This window comes from Streptomyces sp. NPDC048111 (genome assembly GCF_043202815.1).
In the GTDB taxonomy this organism is placed as follows: domain Bacteria; phylum Actinomycetota; class Actinomycetes; order Streptomycetales; family Streptomycetaceae; genus Streptomyces.
The window spans coordinates 49,329-67,327 of record NZ_JBIDBD010000016.1; the positions used below are offsets into that span (position 1 = coordinate 49,329).

15 protein-coding genes are annotated in these 17,999 nt (G+C 72.1%); 9 read left to right on the forward strand and 6 right to left on the reverse strand.

The features are described 5' to 3' along the window. The first annotated feature begins 3 nt into the window (after positions 1-3). On the forward strand, positions 4-1,476 hold the full coding sequence (locus ACGF3I_RS23595; RefSeq protein WP_393135069.1) for an FAD-dependent monooxygenase: 1,473 nt from the start codon (positions 4-6) through the stop codon (positions 1,474-1,476). A gap of 164 nt (positions 1,477-1,640) precedes the next feature. Beyond that, positions 1,641-2,792 carry an acyltransferase family protein gene (locus ACGF3I_RS23600; protein WP_393135071.1) on the forward strand — a complete coding sequence of 384 codons (1,152 nt, stop codon included), beginning with the start codon at positions 1,641-1,643 and terminating at the stop codon, positions 2,790-2,792. On the opposite strand, the gene leuE is transcribed toward ACGF3I_RS23600, so the two are convergent. Together leuE and ACGF3I_RS23610 are read right to left on the reverse strand one after the other, a co-directional pair. Then, the gene (gene leuE / locus ACGF3I_RS23605) at positions 2,779-3,432 is read right to left on the reverse strand and encodes a leucine efflux protein LeuE (RefSeq protein ID WP_393135073.1); all 654 of its coding nucleotides are present in this window, start codon (positions 3,430-3,432) and stop codon (positions 2,779-2,781) included. The genes ACGF3I_RS23600 and leuE overlap by 14 nt on opposite strands. 140 nt (positions 3,433-3,572) lie before the next feature. After that, positions 3,573-5,153 (reverse strand): methylmalonyl-CoA mutase, encoded by a 1,581-nt coding sequence (locus ACGF3I_RS23610; RefSeq protein WP_393135075.1) that lies wholly within the window; start codon positions 5,151-5,153, stop codon positions 3,573-3,575. Between the two features lie 197 nt (positions 5,154-5,350). Between ACGF3I_RS23610 and ACGF3I_RS23615 the strand changes: the two genes are divergently transcribed. Continuing rightward, positions 5,351-6,250, forward strand: a complete 900-nt coding sequence (locus tag ACGF3I_RS23615) for a peptidoglycan-binding protein (protein ID WP_393135077.1) — start codon at positions 5,351-5,353, stop codon at positions 6,248-6,250. 267 nt (positions 6,251-6,517) lie between these two features. Here ACGF3I_RS23615 and ACGF3I_RS23620 read toward each other — a convergent pair whose 3' ends face one another. The 3 genes from ACGF3I_RS23620 to ACGF3I_RS23630 all read right to left on the reverse strand — a co-directional run bounded on the left by ACGF3I_RS23620 (position 6,518) and on the right by ACGF3I_RS23630 (position 10,294). Beyond that, the gene (locus ACGF3I_RS23620) at positions 6,518-7,543 is read right to left on the reverse strand and encodes a hypothetical protein (protein WP_393135079.1); all 1,026 of its coding nucleotides are present in this window, start codon (positions 7,541-7,543) and stop codon (positions 6,518-6,520) included. Further along, a complete protein-coding gene (locus ACGF3I_RS23625) occupies positions 7,543-8,208 on the reverse strand; it encodes an RNA polymerase sigma factor (protein WP_393135235.1) in 666 nt (221 codons plus the stop codon). The genes ACGF3I_RS23620 and ACGF3I_RS23625 overlap by 1 nt, the downstream gene beginning before the upstream one ends. A 358-nt stretch (positions 8,209-8,566) precedes the next feature. Continuing rightward, positions 8,567-10,294, reverse strand: coding sequence for a glycoside hydrolase family 20 protein (locus ACGF3I_RS23630; RefSeq protein ID WP_393135081.1), 1,728 nt, complete (start codon positions 10,292-10,294; stop codon positions 8,567-8,569). A gap of 194 nt (positions 10,295-10,488) precedes the next feature. Between ACGF3I_RS23630 and ACGF3I_RS23635 the strand changes: the two genes are divergently transcribed. From ACGF3I_RS23635 to ACGF3I_RS23660, 6 genes are all read left to right on the forward strand, one after another. Next, positions 10,489-11,220 (forward strand): 2-oxo-4-hydroxy-4-carboxy-5-ureidoimidazoline decarboxylase, encoded by a 732-nt coding sequence (locus tag ACGF3I_RS23635; RefSeq protein WP_393135083.1) that lies wholly within the window; start codon positions 10,489-10,491, stop codon positions 11,218-11,220. Positions 11,221-11,386: 166 nt separating this feature from the next. Next, a complete protein-coding gene (gene sdhC, locus ACGF3I_RS23640; protein WP_393135085.1) occupies positions 11,387-11,767 on the forward strand; it encodes a succinate dehydrogenase, cytochrome b556 subunit in 381 nt (126 codons plus the stop codon). Positions 11,768-11,775: 8 nt separating this feature from the next. Further along, a complete protein-coding gene (locus ACGF3I_RS23645) occupies positions 11,776-12,258 on the forward strand; it encodes a succinate dehydrogenase hydrophobic membrane anchor subunit (protein ID WP_393135087.1) in 483 nt (160 codons plus the stop codon). Between the two features lie 31 nt (positions 12,259-12,289). After that, positions 12,290-14,044 carry a succinate dehydrogenase flavoprotein subunit gene (gene sdhA / locus ACGF3I_RS23650; RefSeq protein ID WP_393135088.1) on the forward strand — a complete coding sequence of 585 codons (1,755 nt, stop codon included), beginning with the start codon at positions 12,290-12,292 and terminating at the stop codon, positions 14,042-14,044. Then, positions 14,044-14,820: a succinate dehydrogenase iron-sulfur subunit gene (locus ACGF3I_RS23655; RefSeq protein ID WP_393135090.1), complete on the forward strand. Its 777-nt coding sequence runs from the start codon at positions 14,044-14,046 to the stop codon at positions 14,818-14,820. Before sdhA ends, ACGF3I_RS23655 begins: the two co-directional genes overlap by 1 nt. Positions 14,821-14,969: 149 nt before the next feature. Then, complete coding sequence (locus ACGF3I_RS23660; RefSeq protein ID WP_393135092.1) at positions 14,970-15,725, forward strand: TetR family transcriptional regulator; 756 nt, start codon at positions 14,970-14,972, stop codon at positions 15,723-15,725. A gap of 66 nt (positions 15,726-15,791) precedes the next feature. Here ACGF3I_RS23660 and ACGF3I_RS23665 read toward each other — a convergent pair whose 3' ends face one another. Continuing rightward, positions 15,792-17,990 carry an alpha-N-acetylglucosaminidase gene (locus ACGF3I_RS23665; protein WP_393135094.1) on the reverse strand — a complete coding sequence of 733 codons (2,199 nt, stop codon included), beginning with the start codon at positions 17,988-17,990 and terminating at the stop codon, positions 15,792-15,794. Between the last annotated feature and the right edge of the window lie 9 nt (positions 17,991-17,999).

Here is a 17,999-nt window from a genome sequence, read left to right on the forward strand (position 1 = left end):
GGCATGGAATTTAACGCTGTTAAGGAAGCGGGTTCCGTCCGTACCGACGTGCTGATCGTCGGCGCCGGTCCCACCGGGCTCGTGCTCGCCATCGACCTCGCCCGCCGGGGCGTGCCCGCCGTCCTCGTCGAGCGGTCCGACCGGCTCTTCCCCGGCTCCCGCGGCAAGGGCCTCCAGCCGCGCACCCTGGAGGTGCTCGACGACCTGGGGCTCGCCGGGAGTGTGCGCGCGGCCGGCCGCGCCTATCCGCGGATGCTCGACCGCGTCGGGCCCGACGGCACCGGGCGCGGCCGCGAGTGGGACATGATCGGGCGCGGCACGCCCAGCGAGGGCGACCCCTACCCCGACGGTCTGCTGATCGGCCAGTCCCGCTTCCAGGAGCTGCTGTACGCGCACCTGAGGAGCCTCGGCGGCGCCGTGGAGTTCGGCGCCGGGATGACGTCCTTCGACCAGGACGCCGACGGCGTCACCGCTCGCCTCGCCGACGGCCGCACCGTCCGCTCCCGCTACCTGGTCGCGGGCGACGGCGGGCGGTCCGGCGTGCGCCGCGCGCTCGGGATCGAGATGCACGGCGAGAGCGTCGACCCGAAGCCGATGCTCGTCGCGGACCTGACCGTCACCGCGGACGCGGACGTGGACGACGTCAACTGGCACCTGTGGAACGGGAGTCCGGACGGCGGGGTGGCGCTCTGCCCGCTGCCCGGCGAGGCCGGGCTCTTCCAGCTGATCGCCCAGTACGCCGATGCGAACGCGGTCCCCGACACCAGCGCGGCGGGCGTCCGCAAGCTGCTCGCCTCCCGCACGCCCGTCACGGAGGCGCAGGTCATCGAGGTGCGCTGGGCCTCCGACTTCCGCCCGCGCGCGGCGCTCGCCGAGCGTTACCGCGCGGGCCGCGTCCTGATCGCGGGCGATGCCGCGCACATCCATTCCCCGGCCGGCGGCCAGGGCCTGAACACCAGCGTCCAGGACGCGTACAACCTCGGCTGGAAGCTCGCCCAGGTGCTCCGCCACGGCGCGCCGGACGCTCTGCTCGACAGTTACGAGCAGGAGCGCAGGGCCGTCGCGGCCGGCGTGCTCGGCATGACCACCCGGCTGCACCGCACCTTCCTCACCGGCGAGAACAGCCGCCGCCCCGACGAGGTGTCGCAGCTCGCCCTCCACTACCGCGGCGGTCCGCTCTCGGCCGGCCGGGCGGGCTGCCTGGAGGCGGGCGACCGCGCGCCGGACGGGCCGCTGCCCGAGGGCAGGATCTTCGACCTGCTGCGCGGTCCGCACTTCACCCTGCTCGCCGTCGACACGCCGGCCCCCGCGCTCGACCTCGACCTCGACCAGGTCCGGGTGCACGCACTGGGTCCGTACGCGGCGTACGGACGCGGTCTGTTCCTGATCCGGCCCGACGGCTACGTGGGCTGGGCGGGCGAGAGCGCCGCCGGTCTCGACGCCTACCTCACCTCGGTGGGCGTCCGGCGCCCCTGACGCCGAAACCGACGTCCGGGCGAACCCGTCGCGGCGCGAGGTGAACGGGGCGCGGCGGTCAGCGGAACTCCCTTTGCCCGGGCGGCGGTTCGGCTCCCGGCGGTCCTACTCTGTCGACGCCGGGGCCGGACGGGCCGCGGCGGAACGCCGGGAAGAGAGACGCCGTGACCAACACCCTGCCCCGGGTACGCAGCACCGACGGCGGGCCGCCGCTGCCACGCGCGGGCGCACCCGACCCGGTGGTGGCGCCGGTCTCCCGGCTCCGGGCGCTCGACGGACTGCGGCTCGCGGCCGCCCTGATGGTGGCGCTCTACCACTACGGCGGGCGCTCCGGCGACATCAGCCGGGGGTGGGGCGCCTCCCCCAAGAAGCTCTTCCCCGCCGCCCACGAGTGGTTCTCCTACGGCTGCCTCGGGGTGCAGATCTTCTTCGTCATCAGCGGGTTCGTCATCTGCATGAGCGGCTGGGGCCGCCCGCTGCGCGCCTTCTTCGCCTCCCGCGTGGCCCGGCTCTACCCGGCGTACTGGGCCGCGCTGATCCTGGTGACCGCGGTGTTCGCGCTGCCCTGGGTGGTCTACCGGGCCGTGACGCCGAGCGAGTTCGTGGTCAACCTGACCATGCTCCAGATGCCTCTCGGGGTGCCCCGGGTGCTCGGAGTGTGCTGGACGCTCTGGGCCGAGCTGCGCTTCTACGCGCTGTTCGCCCTCTGCGTCGTCCTGCCGGGGGTGACCCGGCGCCGGGTGGTGCTGTTCTGCGCGGGCTGGACCGTGGCGGCGGCGCTCACCGCGACGGCCCACCAGCCCTTCCTCGACGCGGTGTTCATGCCCCAGTACGCGCCGTTCTTCATCGGCGGCATGGGCCTGTACCTGCTGCACCGCAACCGGCGCGACGTCACCGCCTGGGGCATCGTCGCCGTCAGCTGGGCCATCGGCCAGCACTGGGCGGTCGCCGGTCTGTGGCACCGGCCGAACCCGGGGGCCTTCTCCAACCGGCACGCCACGGTGATCATCGCCATCGTCACGCTGGGCTTCGCGCTGGTCGGCGCCGTCGCGCTCGGCCACCTGCGGTGGGCCGACTGGCGCTGGCTCACCGTGGCGGGGGCCCTGACCTACCCGTTCTACCTGGTGCACGAACACCTGGGCTGGGTGGTCGTCGGCGTACTGCACCGCGGGCTGCGCATCCCCGCCCCGGCCACCTTCGCCCTCACCATCGCGGTGATGCTGCTGCTGGCCTGGCTGCTGCACCGCCAGGTGGAACGCCGGGCGACCCCGCTGCTGCGCAGGGCGCTCACCCGGCGGCCCGTCAGACCCCGCTGAGCGACAGCTTCACCGCGAAGCCGAGGAACAGCGCGCCCGCCGCCGACGAGGCACCGGCCGAGAGGCGCTTGCGGCGGCGGAAGGCGGCGGCCAGACGCGTCCCGCTGAATATCAGCGTCGACAGGTACAGGAAGCTGCCGAGCTGGAGCAGCGCGCCGAGCAGCAGGAACGACAGGGCCGGGTAGGCGTAGTCGGGCTGCACGAACTGCACGAAGAAGGAGATCATGAACAGGATCGCCTTCGGGTTGAACAGGCTCAGCATCAGCGCCCGCCGGTAGGGGCGCTCGCCCGCCCCGTCCGCCGCGGCGGCCTGGCCGTCCTGCGCCTGCTCGTGCCGGGTGCGCCACATGGCGCGCGCCTGGCGCAGCATGCCGACCGCGAGCCAGCACAGATAGCCCGCGCCCGCGTACTTCACCGCCGCGAACAGCAGCGGCGTCGTCTGCAGCAGCGAGGCGGCGCCGAGCGCGGACAGCGTCATGAGCACCGTGTCGCCGGTGAAGACGCCGGCGGCCGCCGCGTATCCGTCGCGCACCCCGCGGCGGGCGCCGACGGACAGCACGTACAGCGAATTGGGGCCCGGCAACAGGATGATCAGTGCGAGGCCGGCGAGATAGGTCGGAAGGTCGTGCACACCCAGCATGCGGCGAGTGTCGCACGCGGGTACGACAGCGGTCACACGCGTTTCATGGAGCGGACCGGACCGTTCCGCCCGGACCGGGGACACGGTCCCGGACCGCCGGCACCCGGCCCGGGATCACCCCCGCAGGGTGTCCGTCCCGCTCAGAACGCGTCCGTCGGCACGTAGGTGCCCCACACCTCGCGCAGCGCGTCGCAGACCTCGCCCACCGTGGCGCGGGCCCTGAGCGCGTCCTTCATCGGGTACAGGACGTTGTCCGTACCGCCGGCCGCCTTCTTCAGCGCGGCGAGCGCCGTGTCCACCGCGGCCTGGTCGCGCTCGGCGCGCAGGGTGGCGAGCCGGGCCGCCTGCTGGGCCTCGATCGCCGGGTCGACGCGCAGCGGCTCGTACGGGTCCTCGGTCTCGACCTGGAAGCGGTTCACGCCGACCACGACGCGCTCCCCGGAGTCGGTCTCCTGGGCGATGCGGTAGGCCGAGCGCTCGATCTCGCCCTTCTGGAAGCCGTGTTCGATCGCGCTGACCGCGCCGCCCAGGTCCTCGACGCGCTCCATGAGGGCGAGGGCCGCCGCCTCCACCTCGTCGGTCATCCGCTCCACGACGTAGGACCCGGCGAACGGGTCGACGGTGGCGGTCACATCGGTCTCGTAGGCGAGGACCTGCTGGGTGCGCAGGGCCAGGCGCGCGCTCTTGTCCGTCGGCAGCGCGATGGCCTCGTCGAAGGAGTTGGTGTGCAGCGACTGGGTGCCGCCCAGCACGGCCGCCAGGCCCTGGACGGCCACCCGGACCAGGTTGACCTCGGGCTGCTGGGCGGTGAGCTGCACGCCCGCGGTCTGCGTGTGGAAGCGCAGCATCAGCGACTTGGGGTTCTCGGCGCCGAACTCGTCCCGCATCACCCGGGCCCAAATGCGGCGCGCGGCACGGAACTTGGCGACCTCTTCGAGGATCGTGGTGCGCGAGACGAAGAAGAAGGAGAGCCGCGGCGCGAAGTCGTCGACGTCCATCCCGGCGGCGACCGCGGTGCGGACGTACTCGATGCCGTCGGCCAGCGTGAACGCGATCTCCTGCGCGGGCGAGGCGCCGGCCTCGGCCATGTGGTAGCCGGAGATCGAGATGGTGTTCCACTTGGGGATCTCGGCGCGGCAGTACTTGAAGATGTCGGCGATCAGCCGCAGCGAGGGCTTCGGCGGGAAGATGTAGGTGCCCCGCGCGATGTACTCCTTCAGCACGTCGTTCTGGATCGTGCCGGTCAACCGGTCGGCGGACACGCCCTGTTCCTCGCCCACCAGCTGGTACATCAGGAGCAGCAGCGCCGCCGGGGCGTTGATCGTCATCGACGTCGACACCTTGTCCAGAGGGATGCCGTCGAACAGGATCCGCATGTCGTCGACGGAGTCGATGGCGACGCCCACCTTGCCGACCTCGCCCGAGGCGATGGCCGCGTCGGAGTCGTGGCCCATCTGGGTCGGCAGGTCGAAGGCGACGGAGAGGCCCATGGTGCCGTTGGCGATGAGCTGCTGGTAGCGGGCGTTGGACTCGACGGCGGTGCCGAACCCCGCGTACTGCCGCATCGTCCACGGCCGGCCGGTGTACATCGTCGGGTACACCCCGCGGGTGAACGGGTACGAGCCGGGCTCGCCCAGTTTCTCGGCGGGATCCCAGCCGGCGAGGGTCTCCGGTCCGTAGACGGGCTCGATGGGCAACCCGGATTCCGACTCGCGCGCCATGTGCTGTGCCTCCCGCTAGAGCTTTGCTACTCGCTGGTACCCGACCCTCGCGACGGACTGTAGCGGGGGGCGTGCGCCGGATGGAGAGGCGCACCCTGGGAGCTTGCTCACAGCTTTCGTGATGCGGGTGGCCGCTTTTGCAACCATCGGGCCCGGGAATCTGTCTCTGGGGACACAGAGGAACAGGGGGGCGACCGATGCGCCGGAACCAACGCACCACTCTCATAGCCAGGACCCTCGCAGCGACCGCCGTCATCGCGGTGGCCGTGGGATGCGGGCCGCAGGGCGGCACGGCCGGCGCGGGCGCGCCCGCCACGCCGGGATCGCCCTCGGCCTCCGCGTCCTCCCGGGCCACGCCCTCCGGCCCGGCCTCCGCCTCCGCCTCGCCCTCCGACGACGGCAAGCCGGCCGGGAAGCCGGCGGCCTCGGGCTCCCCGGCGGGCGCGACGGCCGGGCCCGCGCCCAAGGTGGTGATGGCCGCCGGGTCGAAGGGCGCCCAGGTCAAGGAGCTCCAGGCGCGGCTCGCCCAGATCGGCTGGTTCGACGACACCCCGACCGGGACGTACGGGGCCGCGACCACGGCCGCCGTCAAGGGCTTCCAGGGCAAGCGCGGGCTGCCCGCCACGGGGTCCACGGACACCGTGACCTGGGACCGGCTGCTCGGCATGACGAAGAAGCCGACGGCGGACGAGCTGGCGGGCCGGGCGGTCAACAAGCCGGTCACCAAGCTCGACGCGCGCTGTATGACGGGCCGCGTGATGTGCATCAGCAAGACCAGCCGCACGCTGTCCTGGGTGATCGACGGCCATGTGCAGTCGACGATGGACGTCCGCTTCGGCTCGCAGTACACGCCGACCCGCGAGGGCGTCTTCAGCGTCTTCGAGAAGAGCCGCGACCACGTCTCGACGATCTACCACACGGCCATGCCGTACGCGATGTTCTTCAGCGGCGGCCAGGCGGTGCACTACTCGTCGGACTTCGCCGCGCGCGGCTACAACGGTGCCTCGCACGGCTGCGTGAACGTTCGGGACAAGGCCAAGATCTCGGCCCTGTTCGACCAGGTGCACATCGGCGACAAGGTCGTCGTCTCCTGGTGACCCGGCGCCGCCGGGTGACCGGCGGCCGGGAAGAGGGAGGGCGCGGGCGGGACCGGGGGAACGTGTCCCGCCCGCGCCATTCGCGCGGAGCCACGGGTACGGGGGGAACCCCGGCTCATCTGCGCAGCCGATGACCAGTCGGCTCATTCAGTACTGCGCCGCCGTCTCAAAAAACGTTACTGCGGGATGTCGTCCCCGCCGGGCGGGCGGCCGGACGGGCCGGGAAAGGTGGGGAAAGGCGCGCTGGTAGCGGCACGGGGGAAGGGTTCAGCGGGCGCGGGCCGTGGCGAGCGCGCCGGGCTTGAGCCAGTCCAGGACGGTGTCGCCGCGCGGACCGACCGAGCTCTGCTTTCCACCGCCACCGCCACCGCCGTGCTTCCCGCCGTCGCCGCCCTTGCCGTGGTCCTTGTCGCCGCCGCCCTTGCCGTCCCCGCCGGCGCCGCCCTTGCCGCCGGACCCGCTGTCGAGCAGCAGGTCGCAGAACGCCTTCACGGCGCCCGGGCCGTGGGCCGCGGATTCCAGGCTGCGGCGCTTGTCCGCGTCGAGGCTGCCGGCCCGGTAGGCGCGGCAGTCCTGGGTGGTCCTGGCGAGCCACTGACCGCCCTTCGCCCCGTCGCGGTCGTCGCCGGGGTCGCCCGGCTGCGGGGTGCCGTCCTTGCGGCCGGGTCCGGCGGTGCTGCCGGTGGCCGGGCCGCCGGGGCTCGCCGACCGCTGCGGGTCATCGGGCACGGGCGCGCCGGAGGACGGCACCGCGCGGTCGGGCTCGGGTGTGCCGGGCGGCAGGGTGCGCGAGGGCGAGGTGGCGACGGGGTCCGGGGTCACCGCGGCGGAGACCGACGAGGCGGGGGCCGGGTCCCGGTCGTCGAAGGTGAAGGGGCCGGGCAGCACGCCGGTGCCCGCGGCGACCGCGACGCCGCCGAGCGCACAGCAGGCGAGGGCGGCGGCCAGACCGAGTCGTACCGGAGCGAAGCGCCGGCGCCGGGGTGCCTCGGACAGCCGCGCCGCCCGTCCCACCCGTACGACACCGAGGGCTTCGCCGTCCCTGGCTCCGGCGTCCTTGGCTCCGGCGGCCTTGGCGGCGCCGTCGGCGCGGGCCGCGCGGAAGGCGGCCAGGGCGGCCTGTTCACCGGGGAGTTCGGTGGTGGCGGGCCCGGTGGGGGCGAGCGAGGACAGCAGGGCCGACAGCCGGGCGGACTCGTCGCGGGCCCGCTCGTCACCGGGCTCGACGCCTTCGCCGCGCAGCAGTCGCTCGGCGGCAACCCCGTCAAGCCACTCGTGCCGCTCGTCAGCCATCACATGTCCTTCTGCGTCCGGGCGCGCGATTGCGTCACACCGCGTTCCCTCGCACGCGGTGACGGCACGGCACCCAGCTCCTCCGCATCCTGGGCCACCACGTCCCCCGGGGAGCCGTCCGCACCCAGCAGTTCGGCGAGGCGCTTCAGGCCCCGGTGCGCGGCGGTCCGCACCGCGCCGGGCCGTTTGCCCAGGGTCCGGGCCGCGCTCTTGGCGTCCAGACCGACCACCACGCGCAGCACCACGGCCTCGGCCTGGTCCTGCGGGAGCTGGGCGATGAGCGCCATCGTACGTCCGGTGCCGAGCGCCTCCATCGCCTCGTCGGCGGTGTCACAGGCGGCGGGCCGGGCGGTCAGCTCGCTCTCGTCGCCGCCGACGGCGGGCCTGCGGCCGCGCATCCGGATGTGGTCGAGTGCCCGGTTGCGGGCGATCCGGGCCGCCCAGCCGCGGAAGCGGTCGGCGTCGCCCTCGAAGCGCGCGAGGTCACGGGCGATCTGGAGCCAGGCCTCGGAGGCCACGTCCTCGGTGTCGGGTTCGCCTACCAGCGTGCGGATGTAGCCGAGCAGGCGTGGGTGCACAGCACGGTAGACGGCCCGGAAGGCCTCCTCGTCCCCGTCCTGCGCCCTGAGTACCGCGGCGGTCAGCTCCGCGTCGTCCCCCAGCAATCCCTGCACCCTGTCTTGACTGACTGTTCCCGTGTCACCGCTGGTCATCTGTGCCGCGTCCCCGAACGCGAATCTGCACGCTACGGCCTCGGTGCCCCATACGTCCACGACTTGTACAACCTGCAACAACCCCCTGACACAGCGGGGTGTGACAGAAAACGCACGCTCGGCGCTGAAGGGAGTACGAGGCCGGCTCAACGGCCCCGTACGAAGACGGCCGGGGCCTCTCCTGTGGGGGGTGGCGGCCCCGGTCGTCCTTCGATCCCCGGGCCCGGCCTCCGAACCCCGGGCCCTCACGCCCGCACCCCGCGCCGCCCGGCCCGTGCCGCCGGCCCCGCGCCCGTCGAGTCGGGCGACCTCAGCCCAGCCGGTCCGCCAGGGACTTGAATTCCTCCCAGTCCATCGCGGGCGGCCGCGCGTCCCACAGCTTCTGGGCCGCCGCGCGCAGCGGCAGCCGGATGCCGCGGGCCACCTGCTCCTCGGTCTGGGCCCCGGGGATGTCCGACCACACGGCGAACCGGCCGCCGAGGATCTGCCCGGCGTACTTGGCGTCCACCGGCTTGGTCCCGCGCAGCACCAGCGGCGTCCACTCCTCGTAGATCCGCTTGCCCGTCGGGTACTTGAAGGTGTTCGGCTCGCCCAGCACGTAGTACAGGTACTCGTCGTTGAGGTTGACCAGCTTGCGCCCCTCGGCGAGCAGGGCCTCGGGCGGGCGCTGGCCGTTCTCCTTGCCGGTCCAGTACTCGGCCTCGCGGGACCGGTCGGCCGCGACCCTGCCCCCGGGGAAGAAGCCGTCGTTCCAGGCCTTGAAGGTGCGGTCGCCGGCGGCCGAACGCAGCGCCGCCTGGCGGTCGTTGAGCCAGCCCGTCGCCAGGTCCCGGATGGTCGCCTTCGGCCCGTACTTGGCGCGGGCGGCGTCCGCGAGACCCGGGTAGGAGGTCTCCGGGGACGTCACCACGAGCGCTTGGTACTCGTCGCCGCCCAGGTGCCAGTAGGCGCCGGGGAACAGCTCGGCGTACTCGCGCAGCAGGTCGTCGACGATGCGCCCGGACTCGGGGTTGGCGATGTCGATGGCGCCCTTGAGGGCCTTGCCGTCCTTGTCCCGCAGCTGGAGTTCGGGGTGGGCGGCGATCACCGCGCCGAGGTGTCCCGGCGAGTCGATCTCGGGGACGACCGTGATGTGCAGCTTGGTGGCGAGCGCGACGATCCGCTGGACGTCGCGCTTGCTGAGGTGGTCGCGCGAGACGACCTCGGGGTGGCTCGCGGACTCGACGCGCACGCCCTGGTCGTCGGAGAAGTGCAGACCGAGCTGGTTCATCTTGAGGTCGGCCATCTGCCGCAGCTGGTCCTCGATCCACACCTCGCTGTACGGCTTGCGCGCGATGTCGATGTTGAGCCCGCGCTGCGGCTTGTCCGGCCGGTCGTTGACGACGCCCTCGGGCATCACACCGCCGCCCTTGAGCGCCTGCTTCAGCGTGCGGGTGCCGTAGAACACCCCGGCGTCGTCCGGCCCGGCGATCCGCACCCGGCGGTCGCTCGTGGTCAGCACGTACGACTCGGGCACCGCCTTCTGCCCGGCGGGCGGCGGTGGCGTCAGGGACAGCTCGATGTCACCGGCGCGCGGCTGCCCGCCGAGGGCGTACCCGACGCCCAGCTCCTGCGCGAACAGCCTGCCCTCGTCGGCCAGGCCCGGGCTGCCGACGGCCACGATCACCCGGGTCGAGTCCACCGGCCGGAAGCCGGGCCCGCGGGCGGGCCGGTGCTCGTGCACGGAGGGGATGGTGCGCGGCGGCGAGGAGATCGGGTAGATCGGCGAGGGCGAGGGCAGGGCGGCGGAGGGCCGCTTGTTGTCGGCCGGGCCGCCGTGGCCGCCGTGGGTGTCGTCGTCCGGCCAGACACCGATGATCACGGCGAGCAGCGCGATGCCCGCCACGGCCGCCCTGAGCACCAGGGCGCGCCGACCGCGGGGCCGGTGCAGCCAGGCCGGGCGGGTCCTCGGGGCGCGCGGCTGGGAGGCCCGGGCCACCGCTGTCGGCGAGGCCGACCGCTGCGGGTCCCCGGATCCCGGCGTCCGGGCCCGTGACATCCTGAAACGCCACATCACTCAGATACCTCCCGTCCGACACCAGTATGGGCGAATCCGGCGACCCCGGACAGCCGAGGCCCTGACACGGAGCCGCGCCGGAGCACCGGGGAGCGCGTCCACCGCGCGCGGCCCGGAGCGCACGTCCGGGTGAAATTCGCGCAACCGTCGGGCGCCTTTCACTCCACGTGGATAGCGTGGCGGCACTCCCACCTCTCTTTCCACTCCAGTCTCCGTGCTCCGCAGCACGTCCTGTCCCGCAGGACCCGGTCCCGCGCAGTGTCTTCGAGGAGCCCACGCTGTCCAGCGATCCCCACGCCGGCCCCCGGAAGCGACCGCCGACACTTCATCACACTCCTCGTGCCCAGGGGCGGGCCCCCATACCGAATCAGAGCCGGGGCACACCCGTTCCGTCGGCCCCCGCGCACCCCGGCGGCCTCGACCGGTTCAACCGCGCCTCCGACGGCGCGGCCGAGGCGGCCCTGCTCGCCTGCTGCGCCAGCCGCCGCTGGGCCCTGCGGATCGCGGCCCACCGCCCCTACCCGGACCTGGAGGCGCTGCTCGCCGCGGCCGACGAGGCCAGCTACGACCTGAGCGCCGCCGACCTCGACGAGGCGCTGGCCGACGAGTCCTCGCCCGGCCTGCACGACAGCGCCCCGCAGACGGCGCGCACGGCGTTGGCCGCGGCCCACGCGGCGTACGAGAGCAGTTTCCGGCACGCCTTCGTGATCTGCCTCGACGGGGTCGACCCGGCCGAGCACCTGGACCGGGTCCTGAGCGGCATCAGGCTGCGGATGACCAACGACCCGGACGAGGAGCGGTCCATCGCCGCCGACGAGCTGCGCGGACTGGCCCGCGCCCGGCTCGCGCATCTCGTGGCAACGTCGTACGAACCGGACGCGCCGCACCCCGCACACGGCATTCTCTAGGCCGTATGAGGTTGTTTGATTGCCTGTTTGATCACACCTATGGACCCGGCGCGAGGGAACCGACATTGCGTCGCTACGATGACCGGGGCCGGTGGACCGTACCCGGCCGGGTCAGACCGACACTGAAGCCGGCCGGCCCTCAACACCGCTCCCGGAGGGTTCTTCCGTGCCGGCTGGAACGCTGTACCGCGGCCGGGAAGGAATGTGGTCCTGGGTGGCTCATCGAGTCACCGGCGTCCTCATCTTCTTCTTCCTGTTCGTACACGTCCTCGACACCGCTCTCGTGCGTGTCTCCCCCGAGGCGTACGACGACGTCGTTGCGACGTACAAGACGCCCATCGTCGCGTGTCTGGAATACGGCCTCGTCGCCGCGATCCTGTTCCACGCGCTCAACGGCCTGCGCATCATCGCCGTCGACTTCTGGGCCAAGGGCCCGCGCTACCAGAAGCAGATGCTCTGGACCGTCGTGGGCGTCTGGGTCGTGCTGATGGTGGGCGCGCTCTACCCGGTGCTCGGCCACGCCGTCCGTGAACTGTTCGGGAGCTGAGGACTGAGATGTCTGCCGAAACCTCTTCCGCTGCCGCGATCGGTGAAGTCGAGGGCGCGAGCCTGTACGACACCGACCACCCGGCCCCGCTCATCGAGGCCCCGCGCAAGCGCACCAAGAAGACCCCGAAGTCGACCCGTACGAACTTCGAGCTGTACGGCTGGATGTTCATGCGGCTGTCCGGCATCGTGCTGGTCGTCCTGGTCATCGGCCACCTGCTGATCCAGCTCGTCCTCGACGGCGGCGTCTCCAAGATCGGCTTCGCGTTCGTCGCGGGCCGCTGGGCGTCCCCGTTCTGGCAGATCTGGGACCTGGCCATGCTGTGGCTCGCCATGCTGCACGGCGCCAACGGCCTGCGCACCGTCATCAACGACTACGCGCAGCGGGACAACACCCGCTTCTGGCTGAAGATGCTGCTCTACACCGCCACGGTGTTCACCGTCCTGCTGGGCACGCTGGTGATCTTCACCTTCGACCCGAACATCCGCTAGGCCACGGGCTGAGGGACTGAGGAATTCTCTGATGAAGATCCACAAGTACGACACCGTCATCGTCGGCGCCGGCGGCGCCGGCATGCGCGCGGCCATCGAGTCGACCAAGCGCAGCCGCACCGCCGTGCTGACGAAGCTCTACCCCACCCGCTCCCACACCGGTGCGGCGCAGGGCGGCATGGCCGCCGCGCTCGCCAACGTGGAGGAGGACAACTGGGAGTGGCACACCTTCGACACGATCAAGGGCGGCGACTACCTGGTCGACCAGGACGCCGCCGAGATCCTGGCGAAGGAGGCCATCGACGCGGTCCTCGACCTGGAGAAGATGGGCCTGCCGTTCGGCCGCACGCCCGCCGGTGAGATCGACCAGCGCCGCTTCGGCGGTCACTCCCGCAACCACGGCGAGGCCCCGGTCCGCCGTGCCTGCTACTCGGGCGACCGCACCGGCCACATGATCCTCCAGACGCTCTACCAGAACTGCATCAAGGAGGGCGTGGAGTTCTTCAACGAGTTCTACGTCCTCGATCAGCTCCTGGTCGAGGAGGACGGCGTCAAGAAGTCCGCCGGCGTCGTCGCCTACGAGCTGGCCACCGGCGAGATCCACGTCTTCCAGGCGAAGTCGGTCATCTACGCCTCCGGCGGCACCGGCAAGTTCTTCAAGGTGACCTCCAACGCGCACACCCTGACCGGTGACGGCCAGGCCGCCTGCTACCGCCGCGGTCTGCCCCTGGAGGACATGGAGTTCTTCCAGTTCCACCCGACGGGCATCTGGCGCATGGGCATCCTGCTGACGGAGGGTGCCCGCGGTGAGGGCGGCATCCTGCGCAACAAGGACGGCGAGCGCTTCATGGAGAAGTACGCGCCGGTCATGAAGGACCTCGCGTCCCGTGACGTCGTCTCGCGCTCCATCTACACCGAGATCCGCGAGGGCCGCGGCTGCGGTCCCGAGGGCGACCACGTCTACCTGGACCTGACGCACCTCCCGCCGGAGCAGCTCGACGCCAAGCTCCCGGACATCACCGAGTTCGCGCGCACCTACCTGGGCATCGAGCCGTACACGGACCCGATTCCGATCCAGCCCACCGCGCACTACGCCATGGGCGGCATCCCGACCAACGTCCAGGGTGAGGTCCTCAGCGACAACACCACGGTCGTGCCGGGTCTGTACGCGGCGGGCGAGGTCGCCTGCGTCTCCGTGCACGGCGCCAACCGCCTGGGCACCAACTCGCTCCTGGACATCAACGTGTTCGGCAAGCGGGCAGGCATCGCGGCGGCCGAGTACGCGCACACCACGGACTTCGCCGAGCTCCCGGAGAACCCGGCGGCGATGGTCGAGGCGCAGGTCGCGAACCTGCTGTCGGCGACCGGCACCGAGCGCGTCTCGGTCATCCGCAAGGAGCTGCAGGAGACCATGGACGCCAACGTCATGGTCTTCCGCACCGAGCAGACGATCAAGACGGCGGTCGAGAAGATCGCCGAGCTGCGCGAGCGCTACAAGAACGTGTCCGTCCAGGACAAGGGCAAGCGGTTCAACACCGACCTCCTGGAGGCCATCGAGCTGGGCAACCTGCTCGACCTGGCCGAGGTCATGGCCGTCTCGGCCCTGGCGCGCAAGGAGTCCCGCGGCGGTCACTACCGCGAGGACTACCCGAACCGCGACGACGTCAATTTCATGCGCCACACCATGGCGTACCGCGAGGTCGCGGACGGCGGCAAGGACTCGATCCGCCTCGACTACAAGCCCGTCGTCCAGACCCGCTACCAGCCGATGGAGCGTAAGTACTGATGGCAACCCCGACCCTGGACAAGGCCGACACGACAGGCGCGCCGGAGCCCGGCTTCGCCGACTCGCCCTACATCACGGTCACCTTCCGCATCCGCCGCTTCAACCCGGAGATCTCCGAGGAAGCGACGTGGGAGGACTTCCAGCTGGAGATCGACCCGAAGGAGCGCGTGCTCGACGGTCTCCACAAGATCAAGTGGGAGATGGACGGGTCCCTGACCTTCCGCCGCTCCTGCGCCCACGGCATCTGCGGTTCCGACGCCATGCGGATCAACGGCAAGAACCGCCTCGCCTGCAAGACGCTGATCAAGGACATCAACCCCTCCAAGCCCATCACCATCGAGGCCATCAAGGGCCTCACGGTCCAGAAGGACCTGGTCGTGGACATGGAGCCGTTCTTCCAGGCGTACCGCGACGTGATGCCCTTCCTCATCACCAAGGGCAACGAGCCCACGCGCGAGCGCCTGCAGTCCCCCGAGGACCGCGAGCGCTTCGACGACACCACGAAGTGCATCCTGTGCGCGGCGTGCACCTCGTCGTGCCCGGTCTTCTGGAACGACGGCCAGTACTTCGGCCCGGCCGCGATCGTGAACGCGCACCGCTTCATCTTCGACAGCCGTGACGAGGCGGGCGAGCAGCGCCTGGAGATCCTGAACGACAAGGACGGCGTGTGGCGTTGCCGCACCACGTTCAACTGCACCGACGCGTGCCCCCGTGGCATCGAGGTCACCAAGGCCATCCAGGAAGTGAAGCGCGCGCTGATCACCCGCCGCTTCTGATTCCCGTACGGTCCGCGAAGGGCCCCGCACCCGGACGTTCCGTTTCCGGGCGCGGGGCCCTTTCGCGCGCGGGGGGCGCAGGGCAAGCCGCGCCGGCCCGGCCACAACCCTCGCGCCCCCGGACCGGCCCGGCCGATTAGGCTCTTGACGTGCCAGCACAGAACGCGCCCGAAGAGACGGACCCCACCGCGGACGGAGCCCGCCCCGCCAAGGGGGAGCAGACCCGCGCGCTCATCCTGGAGACCGCCATGCGGCTCTTCCAGGAACGGGGCTACGACAAGACCACGATGCGGGCCATCGCGCAGGAGGCCGGGGTCTCGGTCGGCAACGCGTACTACTACTTCGCGGGCAAGGAGCACCTGATCCAGGGCTTCTACGACCGGATCGCGGCCGAGCACCAGGCCGCGGTGCGCGAGGTGCTCGCGACCGAGACCGATCTGGAGGCCAGGCTCGCGGGGGTGCTGCGGGTCTGGCTGGACATCGCCTCGCCGTACCACGAGTTCGCCGCGCAGTTCTTCAAGAACGCCGCGGACCCCGACAGCCCGCTCAGCCCGTTCTCCGCGGAGTCGGAGCACGCGCGCGAGGCGGCGATCTCGGTGCACCGCGAGGTGCTGGCCGGCACGAGGACCAAGGTGCCGGCCGAACTCGTGGACGTACTGCCCGAGTTGATGTGGCTGTCCCAGATGGGGCTCGTCCTGTACTGGGTGTTCGACCGCTCCCCCGGGCGCGAGCGGAGCTACCGCCTCGCGGCACGGGGGGCCAAGCTGACCACCCGGGGCGTGGCACTGGCCCGCTTCCGGGTACTGCGGCCGCTCGTCCACGAGGTGCACGAGCTGTTCACGGACTTCCTGCCGGGGATGGCGCAGGCGGCGGCCGCCCGCAGGAAACCGTCCGGCAAGGGGTAGTGCGCCCGGGGTGGTTCGCCCGGGGGCGTACGGCGGAGAAGTGCGCCAGGGCGGTGCGGTGGCGGCTCACAGGCCGAGCGCCGCCCGCACCTCCTCGGCCACCTTCACGATGTCCCCCGAGGGCTCCGTCGCGTACGCCGGGTGCGTACGGACCCACTGGTCCTCCAGGGCGTACCAGTCGACCGGGGCCGGCGCCGTATTCCTGGCCAGGGCGGTCGTCAGGGCGGCGAAGCAGGTGCGCCAGCGGAGCGTGTAGAGGCCGCCGACCAGGCCGGACCACTCGCGGTTGGCGTAGTCGTGCAGATGGCCGCCGTCCGCACCGGCGCGGGGGCCCCACACCGTGAGCAGGGACACCGCGTCGTGGGCCAGGCGGTCCTTCTCCTGCGCGGTCGTGCCCCACGAGCGCGCGTCCGCGATCCAGCGGCCGAGGAGGTGGCGCGGGTCCGTCGCGACGACGCGCTCCAGGAGGGCCAGGTCGCGCATCCACTCGGCCGTGAGCGCGGCGAATGCCTCCTGGTCCCCGGCCCCGTACGCCTCCTTGATGCGCGGCAGCAGCCGGCGGGAGCGGTTGGAGAGGGTCTGGCGGGTCACGTCGAGCAGGTCGTAGCGGTAGGCCGACGAGGCGCGCAGGCCCGGCGCCACCGCGAGCATTGCGGGCAGCGCCCGCTCGAACTCGGCGCCGTCGTAACGCAGTTGGGGCGGCGACCAGGCGGCGGCCGAGGTCACCGAAAGATCGGGGCGGGCGCCGAACAGGCCGTCGGCGCCCTCGCTCCAGGAGTCGGCCCGCGTGGTGCCGTAGGCGGTGCGGCGCAGGACGTCCCAGGCGGTCGCCGCGTGTGCGTCGTCGGCGCCGTACCGCTGCCGGGGCCACCGCGCGAACCAGTCCTCCACATCGACCGGGCCGTCCGTCCAGGCCAGGTCGGAGAAGAGGGCGAAGGCGGCGGGGTTGTTGTCCGCGCCTTCGGGCATGAGGGCGATGCCGTCCAGGGCGCTGTCCGGCTTGGTGCGCCAACTCTCGTACAGCGAGGCCCAGTCCGGGACGTTGGCGCCCATCGCCGTGTGGCCGCCGAAGTTCCAGATGGAGCCGAACGCGTACGGCGTGCCCTCCCAGGACGCCTCGCGGTCGGTGACCGCGGGGAAGCGGTCGGAGAGGCCGTCGACGATGAACATCCTGCTGCGGTCGACCGCCTCGACGATCTCCCGGTGCGGGTTCTCCTGCCAGCCGAGGAGGGTCCAGATCGCGCCGGGTCGGGCCGTGCGCAGCGCCTTCTCGACGGCCCGGGCGGCCTCGCCGACCGGCACGTCACCGGGTGTGCCGCCCTCGTGCAGCAGGTCCATCTTGTACTGCGAGGTGACGCCCAGCAGCTCGGCCTGCACCCGGTAGAAGGTGGCCGCGACGCGGGTGAAGTGGACGGAGCGCGGGTCCAGCCAGTCGGGGCGGGCGAAACCGGCCCAGGTGCCCTGCGGCACCACGTGCGCGCCCGGGTTGCGGGTGGCGAAGCCCGGCGGGAGCGTACCGAAGTAGCCGGGCAGCACCGGCGTCATGCCGAGTTCGCGCAGCCGGGCGATGATCCGGCGCGCCAACTCGACGCGCTGGTCCATGAGTTGCGCGGACACCGGGCCGCCGAAGCCGGCCATGTTCTGGAGCAGCCACCAGGGCTGGTGGGCGGGCCCGGGCAGCCAGGCACGCAACTCCGCTTCGTGGTAGCCGTGCTGGAGGAAGGTGCGGTGGTAGACGCTGTCCGAGCCGAGGTAGACCAGCACCTCGTTGTAGCCGTGCAGGGCCAGGACGTCGAGCTCGCGTTCCCAGTAGGACCAGTCGTGATAGGGCCCGGTGTAACCGTCGTTGGTGTCGTTGAAGACGAAGCGGTGGCTGACGTTCGCCGTGCGCTCGACGGCCCCGGGCACCGCCGGCAGCAGCCGCGGCAGCCGGGTCTGCTCGCCCGCCCAGGAGATGTGGACGTCCGCCACGTCCCGCAAGTACCGGTGCAGTCCGGCGAGTTGGACGGCCGGCGTGGTGCCCTCGACATGGATCGCGCCGGCCCGGCCGGTGACCCGGTAGTGGTCGCGGCCACCGGCCGTGGGCACCGCCGTGAAGGTGACCTGGTCGCGGTGGGCGGGCAGCAGCCGGGCCAGCGCCCGCGCCGCGGGACCCCGGGCGGCCGCGGCCCCCGCCTCGGTGGCGAACCCGGCTTCGGCGCCCGCCCCGAGGGCGAGGGCCGAGCCGGCGAGTGAACTCAGGAGCGTACGACGGGAGAGACGCATCCTTCGACG

Coding starts and splice junctions, on each gene's coding strand:
- ACGF3I_RS23595 (WP_393135069.1), top strand. CDS start 4: ATGGAATTTAACGCTGTTAAGGAAGCGGGTTCCGTCCGTACCGACGTG.
- leuE (WP_393135073.1), bottom strand. CDS start 3,432: ATGCTGGGTGTGCACGACCTTCCGACCTATCTCGCCGGCCTCGCACTG.
- ACGF3I_RS23610 (WP_393135075.1), bottom strand. CDS start 5,153: ATGGCGCGCGAGTCGGAATCCGGGTTGCCCATCGAGCCCGTCTACGGA.
- ACGF3I_RS23615 (WP_393135077.1), top strand. CDS start 5,351: ATGCGCCGGAACCAACGCACCACTCTCATAGCCAGGACCCTCGCAGCG.
- ACGF3I_RS23620 (WP_393135079.1), bottom strand. CDS start 7,543: ATGGCTGACGAGCGGCACGAGTGGCTTGACGGGGTTGCCGCCGAGCGA.
- ACGF3I_RS23630 (WP_393135081.1), bottom strand. CDS start 10,294: ATGTCACGGGCCCGGACGCCGGGATCCGGGGACCCGCAGCGGTCGGCC.
- ACGF3I_RS23645 (WP_393135087.1), top strand. CDS start 11,776: ATGTCTGCCGAAACCTCTTCCGCTGCCGCGATCGGTGAAGTCGAGGGC.
- sdhA (WP_393135088.1), top strand. CDS start 12,290: ATGAAGATCCACAAGTACGACACCGTCATCGTCGGCGCCGGCGGCGCC.
- ACGF3I_RS23655 (WP_393135090.1), top strand. CDS start 14,044: ATGGCAACCCCGACCCTGGACAAGGCCGACACGACAGGCGCGCCGGAG.
- ACGF3I_RS23665 (WP_393135094.1), bottom strand. CDS start 17,990: ATGCGTCTCTCCCGTCGTACGCTCCTGAGTTCACTCGCCGGCTCGGCC.